This window comes from Methyloferula stellata AR4 (genome assembly GCF_000385335.1).
Classification (GTDB): Bacteria; Pseudomonadota; Alphaproteobacteria; order Rhizobiales; family Beijerinckiaceae; genus Methyloferula; species Methyloferula stellata.
In genome coordinates this window covers 460852-474153 of record NZ_ARWA01000001.1, presented here as the reverse complement: position 1 = coordinate 474153, position 13302 = coordinate 460852, and the positions used below count along the sequence as shown (strand labels likewise).

Below are 13302 nucleotides of genomic sequence, written 5' to 3'. Positions count from 1 at the left end.
AAATAACTTCGATCGGCGGCTTCATGCTGATTCGGGCTTCTTGCGTGTCCAGATGCGTCCCTTCGCTTGGTCAAACCTGGAGGACCTATGACGGCCTTTACACTCGATTCTCTCGATCTCGCCGCGTTGCTGTGTTCCCGCGTCTGCCATGACGTGATCAGCCCGGTCGGCGCCATCGTGAATGGGCTTGAGGTCCTCGAAGAGGAAAAAGACGCCGAGATGCGCGGAATAGCCCTCGACCTCATCAAGAAGAGCGCCGAGACGGCCTCGGCCAGGCTGCAATTCTGCCGTCTCGCCTTCGGCGCGGCGGGCTCCGTCGGCGCCTCGATCGATACGGGAGATGCCGAGCAGGTGACGCGCGGGCTTTTTGCCGATGGGCGCACGCAGCTTGAATGGAACGGTCCGCGGATCCTGCTCCCGAAAAACAAGGTCAAGCTGATCCTCAATCTTTGCCTTGTCGCGGCGGGCGCCATTCCGCGCGGCGGCGTCGTCAGCGTGACATTGGCTGGAAGTGAGACGGACACCAAGATCAGCGTCGAGGCGAAAGGTGCCAATGCGCGGCTCCCGAGCCATGTTCCGGGCCTCCTCTCTGGAGCGCCGGAAAGCAATACCGTCGATGCGCAAGCAATCCAGCCTTACTATACCGGCCTGATCGCGCGCGCGGCCAATATGACGCTTGAGCTTGCGATCTCCCCCGACTCCGTCGCGATCGAAGCGGTTCCGGCTTCGGTAGCGGCCGTGGCGGCGATGGCGTAGTCATCGGTTTCAACCGCCGTCACTCATAAAAGATCTATCGCCTTCAAGGCTCTTTAACGATCCAAGCGATACCCTCCGGGCGCGTAAGGCGTGGCCGGATCGGATGATGGACGAACTCCTCAATGATTTTTTGGTGGAAACGGCGGAGCATATCGATGCCGCCGCCACACAACTCGTCCTTTTCGAGAGAAATCCCAGCGATAGAAGCATCATCGGCAGCATTTTCCGGCTGCTTCACACGATCAAGGGCACCTGCGGCTTTCTCGGCCTGACACGCCTCGAGCTTCTGACCCATGCGGCGGAAGCCTTGATCAGCCGCCTGCGCGAAGGTGTGCCTGCGACCTCCGAAATGGTCTCGTTGATTCTTGAGGCCGTCGATCGGGTCAAATATATTTTGAACGAATTGGAAGCGCACGCCCGTGAACCGGGCGGAGACGATGCGGACCTTATCGAATCGCTCGAAGCGCAGATCGCGCGGTCTTATACAAATGCGAGCGAAGCCGAGATCGTTTCGCGGCTCGAAAGGGCAGCGAGAGTTCCGGATCCGGTCGCTGCGCAAGCTGCCGGCACGCCGGTCGAGGCATCGCCGCGGCGCACCGAAACGATCCGTGTCGCCGTCGGCGTGTTGGAGCGCGTCATGCTCCTCGTGTCGGAGCTCGTCCTGACCCGAAATCAGCTTTTGGACCTGAGCCGCCGTCAAGAAGACGAAACGACGAAAGCGCCCTTGCAGCGCCTTTCGACTTTGACGACCGATCTGCAAGACACGGTCATGCGCGCCAGGATGCAGCCGATGGGCCGGCTCTTTGCGAGCCTGCCGCGGCTGGTGCGCGATCTGTCTCTCGAACTCGGGAAAAAGCTCAATCTCGTAACCGATGGCGGGGATACCGAACTCGATCGCCAATTAATCGAATTGATCCGCGATCCGCTGACCCATCTTTTGCGCAATTGCGCCGACCACGGCATCGAGCCAGGAGCTGAACGAATCGCTGCGGGCAAGCCCGAGGCGGGCACCATTCAGGTGATGGCCTCGCATGAAGCGGGCTATATCACGATCGAAGTTTCGGATGACGGCCGCGGGCTCGATTTGGCGCGTATCCGCACCAAGGCCCTGATGCAGGGGCTCGCGACGCCGGCGGAACTCGCCGCCATGTCGGACGATGAGCTTTGCCGCTTCATCTTCGTGCCTTCTTTTTCGACGGCGGATACGGTCACGAGCATTTCCGGCCGCGGAATCGGCATGGATGTCGTGCGCGACAATATCGAAGAGATCGGCGGTTCCATCTCCTTGACGACGACAGCCGGCAGGGGAACCCGCTTCTCGATGAAGATCCCGCTGACGCTTGCCATTGCTCCGGCACTCATCGTCCAGGTCGGCTCACATCGCTTCGCCTTGCCGCAGCATTCCGTCGTCGAAGTCGTCGGCATTGGGACTGACAGCCAGCATCAAATCGAAAGCATCCGCGGCTGTCTCGTCTTGCGTCTGCGCGACGAGGTTTTGCCGCTTCTCGACCTCGAAGTGATGCTCGACATCGTCGACGACGAGGCGGAGGTTGTGCTCGAACGGCGTGTCGTCGTCATGCGCGTCGGCGCGCATGCGTTCGGCGTGATGGTCGATTCGGTTGCCGACGTTCAGGAAGTGGTCGTCAAGCCGCTTGGCGCCTCACTGGCCCATCTCGCGGTCTTTTCGGGTCATACGATCCTCGGCGACGGATCCGTTGTCCTGATCCTCGATCCGGCCGGATTGGCGGCAGGCCTGGGGCTCGTTCAGTCGAATGATTACACCGTCGTGCCCGCGATCGAGGCACCGGTCGCGCCGAAGGGCATTCGCCTGGTTCTCTTCAAGGCGGGATATGGGTGTGTGAAAGCGATCCCGCTTTCCCTCATTGCGCGGATCGAGGTGGTGACCGCGGCCTCGCTCGAGCGCAGCGACGACATGTTCGTCATGCAGCACCGTGGTCAATTGATGCTGCTGCTTCCGGTCGGCAATGTGGAATTCGCGGCCGAGCATCCGGTTCTTGTGCTTGGCGTCGGCGGCGAAAACATGGGGCTTATCGTCGAGGAAATCCTCGATATCGTAGAAGAGCCTTTGGATCTCGAAATCGCCAGCACGACGCCCGGCGTGATCGGCTCGGCTCGCATCCGCGACACGATCGTCGAGATTCTCGATGTCGCGCATTTCATGCGCATCGCCCGCCCGAACGCTTTCGCCCGGGCCTTCACGAAACGCTTTCAAGTGCTGCTCGTCGACGACAAGCCGTTCTTCAGAGACATGCTGTCGCCCGTTTTGAGCGCCGCGGGCTATCAGGTCACGACCGCGGAATCGGGTCACGAAGCTTTGAATCACTTTAGCAAGGGCCGCAGCTTCGATGCGGTGATTACCGATCTCGATATGCCCGATATGAGCGGCTATGCGCTTGCGAGCTCGCTTGCCGGCGATCCGCGTTACGCCCAAATCCCCGTGCTTGCACTTGCGGCACATGCGGCGCCGGCGATCGAACAAGCCGCGGCCGTCAGCGGCATGCGCGGCGTGGTCGGGAAATTCGACCGCGCGGCCTTGCTGCAGACCCTCGAAAAGATTCTCGATATCCGGGAGCTTGGAGAACATGATCTCGAAGCGCGGATCATGGGAGGTTTGGCAGCATGAAATCCGCGGGCGCGCATCATTTCGGATCGGCCGATTCGCATGAGGGGATTCTTCCCGGCGACGAAACCCGTTGCTTCACGGTCATCGTCGGCGGCGAGACCTTCGGTCTGCCGGTCGAGGCCGTTCAAACGATTTTCCGTATCGACGAGGTCACGCCCATTCCGCTCGGTCCCGAGGAAATTTTGGGTCTCGTCAACCTGCGCGGCAAGATCGTGACGGCCGTCAGCCTTCGGCGGCGGCTGCGCATGAAAGAAGAAAAGCCTGCCCGCGGGTTGCTTGCGATTGGCATCGAACATCGCAGCGAAAGTTTCGCGCTCGTCGTCGACGAGGTCGGAGATGTGATCGTTCTCGATCCCAAGTCCCGCATTCCGTTGCCGCCGCATCTCGATCCGCAGAGTATCTCTTTGACCAATGCGGTTTACCGGATCGAGACGGAAATCCTTCCGATCCTCGATATGGCATCCGTCTTCGATTTCCAGCGCCGTGGCGGGTCGAACGAACAAAGCTTCGATAAATAGTCTTCTAGGAGAGTCTGTTGAAACAGATATTGGTCGTTGATGATTCTTCCGTCATTCGGAAGGCAGCCAAGCGCATTCTCGAAGGATTGAGTCTGCAATCCAGCGAGGCCGGCGACGGCAAGGAGGCGCTGGTTCATTGTGCGTCGTCGATGCCGGACGGGATCTTGCTCGATTGGAACATGCCGATCATGGATGGTCTAGAATTTTTGCAGAAGCTTCGCAAATTGCCGGGCGGCTCGAAGCCCAAGGTGATTTTCTGCACGACGGAGAATGACGTCGTTCATATAGCGCGAGCTATTCATGCCGGAGCCGACGAATATATCATGAAGCCATTCGACAAACAGATTGTGCAATCGAAATTTGAGGAAATCGGCCTCCTCTGATACCGCGTTTACGCTTTTAAAACATGTTTAAACCATCTCATTGCGGGTCAATTTTATAGATGAACAAGCCATTGGAAGTTTTAATACATCACGAATGGGCGGATGCCGAAGGCGCTGCGTTTTTCTTCAAGCCTCCCCAAGCCATGTCTTTCGAAGCCATGTCTCCCGAATTCATAGTCGCCGCGATGCGCGGCGCATTGTTGCGCCCGATGATGATCGGAGGCTTGTGCCATGTCCTCTGATCTTCAAGAGCTCAAGCAATTTCTGCGTGAGACGAGCGGCCTCACCTTGGACGCCAATAAAGCCTATCTGATCGAAAGCCGCCTATCGCCTCTCATGCGCCGTGCGGGCATCGCCAATCTTTCGGAGCTTTTGAAAACCGTCAAAAGCGGAAAGGATGCGAGCCTGAAGCAAAGCGTCGTCGATGCGATGATGACGAATGAGACTTTCTTTTTCCGCGACCGGGCGCCGTTCGATAATTTCCGTAACTTCATCCTGCCGAAATTGATGGAAGCACGGCAAGAGGAACGGCGCATCAGGGTCTGGTGCGCGGCGGCGTCGACCGGCCAGGAGCCCTATTCGCTTGCGATGATTCTCGATGAGGAGATGAAGAAGCTTGCCGGCTGGAACATCGAGATTCTGGCGACCGATCTTTCAAGTACGGCCGTTGCTACGGCGCGGACCGGACGCTACACGCAGTTCGAGGTTCAACGCGGCCTGCCGATCACGCATCTCTTGCGCTATTTTCGCAATGAGTCCGATGGCTGGAGAATCAACGAATATCTGCGCGCCAGAATCCAGTTCGAGGAGTTCAATCTCCTGTCGAATTTCGAGGATTTTGGACAATTCGACATCATCTTCTGCCGCAATGTCCTGATCTATTTCGACCTCGAAACGAAGAAGGATGTTTTGCATCGCCTCGGCGGCGCGCTTGCGAAAGATGGCTTTCTGACCATGGGGTCGGCCGAGACCGTCGTCGGCCTGTCGGACAGGCTCATGCCGCATCCATCGTTGCGGCTGACCAGCGTTCATCGGCCCGAGCCCATCGTCCAGACACCACCGCCGACCGTCAGCATTCCCGTTCAAAGCCGGCCGCTCGTTCCGGCCATGCCACGCCAGGCATCAAAGGCGATTTCGATCGCAAGTCCGATTTTCCTGCGGTCTCTCGCATGATCCCGAAAAGTTGCAGACTTTTCGGACAAGATCATGCGACCGGCAGAGGATGATCTCGAAAAGTTGCAGAGTTTTCGGAGAAGATCGTGCTCCAAAAGCAAATCGGGAAGCCATGGTCTACGGCTTCCCGATTTTGAATTTCTGAAGATGGATTAGAGGTCAGCTCCGCATCAAGCGATGCTGCGTTCCTCTTCATCGCCCGGCTCGCGCAGGACATAGCCGCGGCCCCACACGGTCTCGATATAATTGCGGCCATTGCTCGCATTGGCGAGTTTCTTGCGCAATTTGCAGATGAACACGTCGATGATCTTCAGTTCCGGTTCGTCCATACCGCCGTAGAGGTGGTTGAGGAACATTTCCTTGGTGAGGGTCGTGCCCTTGCGTAAGGAAAGCAGCTCCAGCATCTGATATTCTTTGCCGGTGAGATGCACGCGGGCGCCGGAGACTTCCACCGTCTTCTGATCGAGATTGACGATGAGATCGCCCGTTGCGATGACCGATTGGGCGTGGCCTTTGGAGCGGCGCACGATGGCATGGATGCGGGCGACGAGCTCGTCTTTGTGGAATGGCTTCGTCAGATAGTCGTCCGCCCCGAAACCCAGCCCTTTGACCTTATCTTCGATGCCGGCGAGGCCCGAGAGGATGAGGATCGGCGTCTTGACCTTCGCGACCCGGAGATTGCGAAGAACTTCATAGCCGGACATGTCGGGAAGGTTCAAGTCGAGAAGGATGATATCGTAATCGTAAAGCTTACCGAGATCGATGCCTTCTTCGCCGAGATCCGTCGTATAGACGTTGAAATTCTCGGACTTGAGCATCAATTCGATGCTCTGTGCCGTAGCGCTGTCGTCTTCAATCAGTAGCACGCGCATGTAAGGTCCCCACCTTTGCCCCGTCGGCTGCCCTAATGGCGTTAAACCCTTGTACACATTACCGCGAGACCACCGCGCGTCGCCGCGGTACGGAGAGCGGAAGAACGAATTTCGTAACCATAATGCGCATTGGTTAACAATTCATTCTAACCACCGGCTTCTCTCTTTGATCCGATTGACCTTTACCGGCCTGGCCACACGATTTCCACGCAAGCCCAGGCGGAGCTTTGCGTGAGGACCGTTACGCGGCACCTCGTCCGGCAAAGCTAGGTTGGTTCAAGCAATGAAAGCTGCACCGCTGAGAACGGTGAGAGAAATAAAACGTCAGGCTCGGCCGAAGCCATCCCTGCGAATCAGTTATCAATCATACACCGGCAAGGCTGATCCGAAGCTGATTTCATCGGTGGGCCTTAAAGGTAAGAAAGCAGCAACTTCGAAAGTGCATATTCGCCAAGTCTCGCGGTACCCATCGTCTCATTGAGGTTGAATATCGACCGGCGTCTTGGAGTTTGAAGAATGAAGTCGCGGGATACCCTTGTGCGCCTCAAGCGCTTCCACGTTGAAGAAAAGCGCCGCCGCGTTTTGCAGATCGAAACGATGATCGGCGAATTTGCCCGTATGGCCGGCGATCTCGATCGCGAAATCGCGGTAGAAGAACAGCGCGCCGGCATCGTGGATATGGGTCATTTTGCTTATCCGACCTATGCGCGTGCCGCCCGCGCGCGCCGCGACAATCTTCTGCGCTCGGCTGATGAGCTCAAAGGCCAGCTCGACGAAGCCCGTTTCCATCTTGAGGAAGCGACGGCTGACCTCGCGAAAGAGCAAAGCCTCGAAGTGCGCGAAAAGATCTCCGACCGGCTGAGCGATCTGACCGCACCGGATCTGACCCTCGGCGGCTTGCGCGCCGTTCAAGCCTGAGCGCTCAAGCCTCTCCCGAAACACCTCAGCTTGGTCTCTTTCGGAAGGTTCATCCGAAAGACACACAAGGCCTTTAGCGAAAGGCCTGCGCATATTTGGCCGTGGTCCTGACTCGGGGCCTTGCGGTCGATTTGCTCACGCGGCTTTCGAGCCGCGTCCTCGCCTTTCATTTTGCCTGATCCTCATAGCTTTAAATGAAGGGCAAGATTTCGAGCCTGACCCGGCTTGGCCGCTTGGCCCGGCCTTTTGCGCGATGCCCGGTTGGCCCTTGAATTAGCTTCATAAACGCATAAAAACAAAGGGATAGAGTGTTTTCGCGATTGCGTGTAGTCTATTCTCGCCGCCACTCATTGGCTTCGACCCGACGAAAGATCGATGAAACGTTTTCTTGAGTTGTTTTGGCCCTTAGTCGGGCTCGTCGCGGTCGCAGTGTCGGCTTGGTTTCTGTACCGCGAATTTCGGGGCGAGTCGGTTGGCCATCAAGTTTGGGCCGAACTCAAGGCCTTGACGCTGAAACAATATGCCTTGGCGATCCTATCGACGCTCGTCGCCTATGTGGCGCTTGCCTGGTACGATCGGATCGCGCTGCTGCATCTGGGCGTTCGCCACATATCCTGGATTTTCGTCGGGCTCTGCTCGTTCACGACTTATGCGCTTGCCCATAATATTGGGGCTTCGGTCGTCTCCGGCGCCATGGTGCGCTACCGCGCCTATACGTCGAAGGGGCTCAGCGCCGCCCAGATCGCCGTGCTGGTCGCGCTCTGCTCGCTGACCTTCGGCCTCGGCACGATTCTGCTCGGCGGCATTGTCTTGATCATCGAGCCGGAAAGGTTGAGGCGCCTCGGCGGCATATTGCCGGGCCTTTTGACGGACCCGCGCTCGGCGCGGATCATCGGCACGATTTTTTTGGCTGCGGTCGCAATTTATATTTTGGGCTCGGTGTTCCGGCTGAAGCCTTTGGTGATCGGCGGGTTCCGGGTCGAATATCCGCGGCCGGGCATCACGGTCCGGCAGTTGATCGCGGCGCCGATGGAGCTCATCGGCGCGGCCGGGATTATTTATTTTGCCCTGCCGGAAGCCGGAAACCCGGGCTTCATGGTCATATTGGCGATTTTTCTAGCGTCCTTTTCGGCCGCGCTCGTGTCCAATGCGCCGGGCGGGCTCGGGGTCTTCGAGCTTATATTTCTGAAGGCCCTGCCGGCGCTGCCCCAGGTCAAGGTCCTGACGGCCTTGCTGGTCTTCCGGCTTTTCTATCTTTTGATCCCGCTCGCTATCGCGATCGTGATCGTCATCCTCTTCGAACGCCGCAAATTGGATGAGGCGCTGCATCGCAAAGAGGGGGAAGGCGGCGAATCAATTGCCTGCGAGGGCGACGCAAAAGCCATCGCGCCCGAGAACGCCGGTCTTTTATGACAAGCCGGCTCTCGACCTCAAGACGGGCCAAGATCAAGATGAGATGATTGGATTAGAACGTGATTACTATGTCGAATAGTCATCGCGTTCCGAGCTTTAAAGGCCGCGGCTTTTAGTGCCTATATTGCTGAATCCGTGTGGTTCGCAGGCCGGCCAGTCCATGCTGTTCGATCGACATCTGCCAGGACAGAAACTCGTCCACCGTCAAAGTATAGCGGCTGCAAGCTTCTTCGAGCGACAAAAGTCCTCCGCGCACCGCCGCGACCACTTCCGCCTTGCGGCGAATGACCCAACGTTTCGTCGAAGCGGGAGGCAGATCAGCTATGGTCAAGGGACTCCCGTCTGGCCCGATCACATATTTCGCCTTTGGACGGTGCATTTCGGTCATATTTCAAACTCACAACTCAACTGACCCTGTGAGTAAGGAAAATGAGCCATTCAGTTTAAGATTTGACTAAACGAACAGGTTGATTTTGCTAACGAATAGTTTGTAAAGCTGGCTCAATATTTAAAAAATAGGAAATTTATGAAATTTGTTCCTTCTTGATACAGGTTACCACCGGCGCTGAGGTAACTTGAACTAGGCTGGATGGCCCCGGCGGGGTGCCAAACGTTAAAGACATCTTTCGGTCTTTCATTGCATCCGCGGACCGGGAATGTTTTAGATGGTGGCGGCTGGAGAGCCGCCGCGGCTCTTCGGCCGGAAAAGCTATTCGGACGCATGGCGCATGAGTGACAGGTTTGAGACTGGCAACGGCATGAATTCACTGGGGCTCGCAAAGCCGCCGGCGGAAACGCGCGTGGTCGTCGCCATGTCCGGCGGGGTCGATTCGTCGGTCGTCGCGGCGCTTTTGAAGCGCGAAGGCTATGACGTCATCGGCGTGACGCTGCAGCTCTATGATTATGGCGAGGCGGTTCACCACAAGGGCGCCTGCTGTGCCGGCCAGGACATTCACGACGCGCGCCTCGTCGCGGCCCGCCTCGGCATTCCCCATTACGTCCTCGACTACGAAGAGCAGTTCCGCCAGAAGGTCATCGATCCTTTCGCGCAGAGCTATGCGACGGGCGAGACGCCGATTCCTTGCGTGTCCTGCAACAGCGACATTAAATTCGCCGATCTCTTCGAGACCGCGAAGGATCTCGGCGCCGATGTCCTGGCGACCGGACATTATGTCTCCTCGCGGCCGGATGGGCAGGCTGGGCGCCAGCTCTATCGTGCCTTCGACGCGTCGCGCGACCAGAGTTATTTCCTTTTCGCGACCACCAAGGAGCAGCTGGCCCTTTTGCGCTTTCCGCTCGGCGAAATGGAAAAGACCGAAGTGCGCGCCGTTGCGCGGGACTTTGACCTGATTGTCGCCGATAAGGACGATAGCCAGGACATTTGCTTCGTGCCCTCCGGCAAATATGCCGACTTCATCGCGCAGGTCTCGCCTTCCGCCGCCGTGCCGGGCGAGATCGTGCATTTGGACGGGCGCGTTCTTGGCCATCATGCAGGCGTCATTCATTATACGATAGGGCAGAGGCGCGGCCTCGGTCTCGGCGGGTTCGGCGCCGAGCCGCTCTATGTTGTGCGTCTCGATGCGGCCGCGGCGCGCGTCGTCGTCGGGCCGCGCAGCGCGCTCGCCACGCGCATCGTCCATCTGCGCGGTTTGAATTGGCTGGGCGACGGATCGCTTGGTGATATCGCAGCCGATGGTCTCGAGCTTTGCGTGCGGGTTCGCTCGACGCGCGCGCCCGTACCGGCTTTTCTGCATGCCGCGGGCGGCACGGTCTGGGTCGAACTCGTCAGCGACGAGGACGGCGTATCGCCGGGGCAGGCTTGCGTCTTCTATGCCTCGGCCGATCCGCAGGCGCGGGTTTTGGGCGGCGGCTTCATCGCCTCGACGCAAGCAGCAACGCAAGGACTGGCGCCGCGCGCAGCCGATCCCATGCTGGCCGCGGCCGGACGTTGAGTCGCGCGTGAGCGAGGATAAGGCGCAGGCGGCGGCGCTGCCGCGCACCGAAGCGCCTCTCAAAAAGACGCTCGATAATGCGCATGTCGAAGAGGCCTATGCGCGCTGGGCGCCCATCTATGATCTCGTCTTCGCTGCGGTGATGCGGCCGGGCCGCAAGGCGGTCGCGACGGCTGCCAACAGGCTCAAGGGTTCGATCCTCGATGTCGGTGTCGGCACCGGGCTCGAACTGCCGATGTTCGATCGGCACCTGCACCTTGTCGGCGTCGATCTCTCCGAGCCCATGCTGCGGCGTGCCCGCCGGCGCGTCGGCGCCAAATCGCTGCATCATGTCGCGGGATTGGTCTTGATGGATGCGATGCATCTGGGCTTTCCCGATGACTCATTCGACGCCGTCGTCGTGCCCTATGTTTTGACTGTGGTGCCTAGCCCCGCGTCCTGTCTCGACGAATGGCTGCGGGTCGTGAAGAAGGGTGGCGAGATCATCCTCGTCAATCACATCGGCGCCGAGACGGGCCTTATGGCGCTGCTTGAGGCCTGGCTCGGCAGGCACAGCGCCTCTTTGGGCTGGCGGCCGGAATTTCCCTGGTCCGTCATCGGCGATTGGATCGCGGCGCATCCGCAGGTAGCGCTTGCCGAGCGACGCGCCTTGGCGCCCTTCGGCATTTTCACTTTGGCGCGAATCGTGAAGCTTTGATGGGCTTGCCTTGACACTCGCGAAGGCTCGCGCCTATATCGCCCCGCCTTGGCATGCTGCGATGCGGCCAGATGGGGCGGAGTAGCTCAGCCGGCTAGAGCAGAGGAATCATAATCCTTGTGTCGGGGGTTCGAGTCCCTCCTCCGCTACCAGCTACAGACCCGCCATGCCGGTCGGGGAGCGCATCGCGGAAATCCTGCTTGCCGCGAAAAGCCGCGCCGATCATGGCCGTTTGAAGCTCGCAAGGAGCTTGATCCGGAAAGCCAAAGCTCAAAGCAAAAAGGCCATTCGGCCTTTGGCGTTCACAGTCGCGAAGGGGCAGAACCGCCGGGCGAAGTCAGCCCATGTTGCCAAGCGGGGGCAACCTGACTTATGGAGAAGCCCATATCGGCCGATGGCCGAGTCGAGCCCGGGGTCCACGAGCGACCGAAACCGGGCCTGTGGGCCGCAATAGCTCAGTTGGTAGAGCATCTCATTCGTAATGAGAGGGTCGGGAGTTCGAATCTCTCTTGCGGCACCACTTCACAGTCCGTTATGATCCGGTAACGTCCATATCATATTGTTATTGAAGGTATTTACCGCAAATGCTGTCCATGACGGTCCATTAGCGGCCGTTGGTATCCGGTCAGAAACGTTGGTATAAGCGTTGGTATAAGCCAAATACCAACATTGTAAGTACCAACAATGGCTCTCACCGATGTCGAAATTCGTAAGGCCAAGCCGAGTGATCGTCTGATTAAGCTTTCGGACGGAGGAGGCCTTCAATTATGGATTACGCCCGATGGCGCGAAACGATGGCGGCTAGCTTACCGTTTTGGGAGCGGCCAAAAGCTACTCGCCATAGGCGTTTATCCCGGCATCAGTCTCAAAGACGCTCGTGAGGCAAGGAATGAGGCCAAACGCCTCCTTGCCAGTGGCCAAGATCCTTCATTCGCCAGAAGGGTTGCAAAGGCAAAAAGGGCTATAGCATGCGCTAACACCTTTGACGCCGTCGCCGCCGAGCTTTTGGAGAAAAAGCGGCGGGAGGGGAAGTCGGAACGCACCATTGGAAAGGCCCAGTGGCTTTTGGGGCTCGCGAGCGGCGCTATCGGCCCTAGGCCCATCTCCGAAATCACTGCGCCGGAAATCCTTGGCGTGCTTCGCATCGTCGAAAATCGAGGGAAACTCGAAAGCGCCAAACGACTTCGAGAGACCATCGGGCAGGTCTTTCGCTATGCGGTTGCCACCGCACGCGCGGAAAATGATCCGACGGCCGCTCTAAGGGGCGCGATTGCTACGCCGGTCGTTCAGCATCGTCCCGCCATCATCGACCCGAAGGCCTTCGGCGGCCTGCTTCGAGCGATTGAAACATATGAAGGCGCTCCAGAAACGCGCGCTGCATTGGAGTTGCTCGCTTTGACCTTCGCTCGCCCCGGCGAACTTCGCTTCGCGGAATGGAAGGAATTCGATCTTGATGCCGCAGTCTGGTCTGTACCGGCAGAAAAAATGAAAATGAAGCGTCCGCACCGTGTCCCGTTGGCTCCACGTGCCGTTGCGATCTTGCGCGAACTGCAAACAATAACTGGCCACGGGAAATATCTCTTCCCTTCCATCCGAACGCCTCTGAAGCCCATCTCGGAAAATACGATCAATGCCGCGTTGCGGCGCATGAACTACTCGAAAGAGGAAATGTGCGGGCATGGCTTCCGCGCCGCTGCCAGCTCAATGCTAAACGAAAGCGGCAAGTGGAATGCGGACGCTATTGAAGCCCAACTGGCTCACGTCGAGAACAGTGCTGTGCGCCGCGCTTATCAAAGGGCAGAGTTTTGGGAAGAGCGAGTTCGAATGATGACGTGGTGGTCTGAGCACTTAAACCACCTTCGCAAGACAGAGAAAAACGAGGCGCATCACAACGTCACCTAAACATTAAATCGCGAGCCTTCTCGACGATGGTCTGCATCGAGACCAATATCTGGGACAACCAGAAGATACCTATC

At 58.3% G+C, this 13302-nt stretch carries 13 protein-coding genes and 2 tRNA genes; 12 read left to right on the top strand and 3 right to left on the bottom strand.

All coding sequences use genetic code 11. The features are described 5' to 3' along the window. Positions 1–87: 87 nt before the first annotated feature. The 4 genes from chpT (at position 88) to A3OQ_RS0102360 (ending at position 4301) form a co-directional block, all read left to right on the top strand. On the top strand, positions 88–756 hold the full coding sequence (gene chpT / locus A3OQ_RS0102375) for a histidine phosphotransferase ChpT (RefSeq protein WP_020173751.1): 669 nt from the start codon (positions 88–90) through the stop codon (positions 754–756). A 106-nt stretch (positions 757–862) separates the two neighbouring features. Next, positions 863–3400 (top strand): hybrid sensor histidine kinase/response regulator, encoded by a 2538-nt coding sequence (locus A3OQ_RS0102370; RefSeq protein ID WP_026595417.1) that lies wholly within the window; start codon positions 863–865, stop codon positions 3398–3400. Then, the gene (locus tag A3OQ_RS0102365) at positions 3397–3918 is read left to right on the top strand and encodes a chemotaxis protein CheW (protein ID WP_020173749.1); all 522 of its coding nucleotides are present in this window, start codon (positions 3397–3399) and stop codon (positions 3916–3918) included. Before A3OQ_RS0102370 ends, A3OQ_RS0102365 begins: the two co-directional genes overlap by 4 nt. Positions 3919–3935: 17 nt before the next feature. Then, positions 3936–4301, top strand: a complete 366-nt coding sequence (locus tag A3OQ_RS0102360; RefSeq protein WP_026595416.1) for a response regulator — start codon at positions 3936–3938, stop codon at positions 4299–4301. 80 nt (positions 4302–4381) lie between these two features. Here the strand turns inward: A3OQ_RS0102360 and A3OQ_RS24590 are convergent, their stop codons facing one another. Then, positions 4382–4534, bottom strand: a complete 153-nt coding sequence (locus A3OQ_RS24590) for a hypothetical protein (protein ID WP_020173747.1) — start codon at positions 4532–4534, stop codon at positions 4382–4384. Between A3OQ_RS24590 and A3OQ_RS0102350 the strand changes: the two genes are divergently transcribed. Then, on the top strand, positions 4533–5474 hold the full coding sequence (locus tag A3OQ_RS0102350; RefSeq protein ID WP_020173746.1) for a CheR family methyltransferase: 942 nt from the start codon (positions 4533–4535) through the stop codon (positions 5472–5474). The genes A3OQ_RS24590 and A3OQ_RS0102350 overlap by 2 nt on opposite strands. A gap of 170 nt (positions 5475–5644) precedes the next feature. On the opposite strand, the gene ctrA is transcribed toward A3OQ_RS0102350, so the two are convergent. Then, entirely contained in the window at positions 5645–6346 is a 702-nt protein-coding gene (gene ctrA / locus A3OQ_RS0102345) for a response regulator transcription factor CtrA (protein WP_020173745.1), read from the bottom strand. Positions 6347–6862: 516 nt separating this feature from the next. Here ctrA and A3OQ_RS0102340 point away from each other — a divergent pair. Next, on the top strand, positions 6863–7264 hold the full coding sequence (locus A3OQ_RS0102340; protein ID WP_020173744.1) for a hypothetical protein: 402 nt from the start codon (positions 6863–6865) through the stop codon (positions 7262–7264). 375 nt (positions 7265–7639) lie between these two features. Next, complete coding sequence (locus A3OQ_RS0102330) at positions 7640–8677, top strand: putative bifunctional lysylphosphatidylglycerol flippase/synthetase (RefSeq protein ID WP_020173743.1); 1038 nt, start codon at positions 7640–7642, stop codon at positions 8675–8677. Positions 8678–8789: 112 nt separating this feature from the next. On the opposite strand, the gene sciP is transcribed toward A3OQ_RS0102330, so the two are convergent. Then, positions 8790–9065, bottom strand: a complete 276-nt coding sequence (gene sciP, locus A3OQ_RS0102325) for a CtrA inhibitor SciP (RefSeq protein WP_020173742.1) — start codon at positions 9063–9065, stop codon at positions 8790–8792. A gap of 340 nt (positions 9066–9405) precedes the next feature. On the opposite strand from sciP, the gene mnmA reads away from it, so the two are divergent. From mnmA to A3OQ_RS0102295, 5 genes are all read left to right on the top strand, one after another. Continuing rightward, positions 9406–10629 (top strand): tRNA 2-thiouridine(34) synthase MnmA, encoded by a 1224-nt coding sequence (mnmA, locus tag A3OQ_RS0102320; protein ID WP_425280276.1) that lies wholly within the window; start codon positions 9406–9408, stop codon positions 10627–10629. Between the two features lie 7 nt (positions 10630–10636). Further along, the gene (locus A3OQ_RS0102315) at positions 10637–11326 is read left to right on the top strand and encodes a class I SAM-dependent methyltransferase (RefSeq protein ID WP_020173740.1); all 690 of its coding nucleotides are present in this window, start codon (positions 10637–10639) and stop codon (positions 11324–11326) included. 75 nt (positions 11327–11401) lie between these two features. Beyond that, positions 11402–11478, top strand: a tRNA-Met gene (locus tag A3OQ_RS0102310). A 292-nt stretch (positions 11479–11770) separates the two neighbouring features. After that, positions 11771–11846 (top strand) — tRNA-Thr (locus A3OQ_RS0102300). Between the two features lie 164 nt (positions 11847–12010). Further along, on the top strand, positions 12011–13228 hold the full coding sequence (locus tag A3OQ_RS0102295) for a tyrosine-type recombinase/integrase (protein WP_020173739.1): 1218 nt from the start codon (positions 12011–12013) through the stop codon (positions 13226–13228). Positions 13229–13302: the final 74 nt, after the last annotated feature.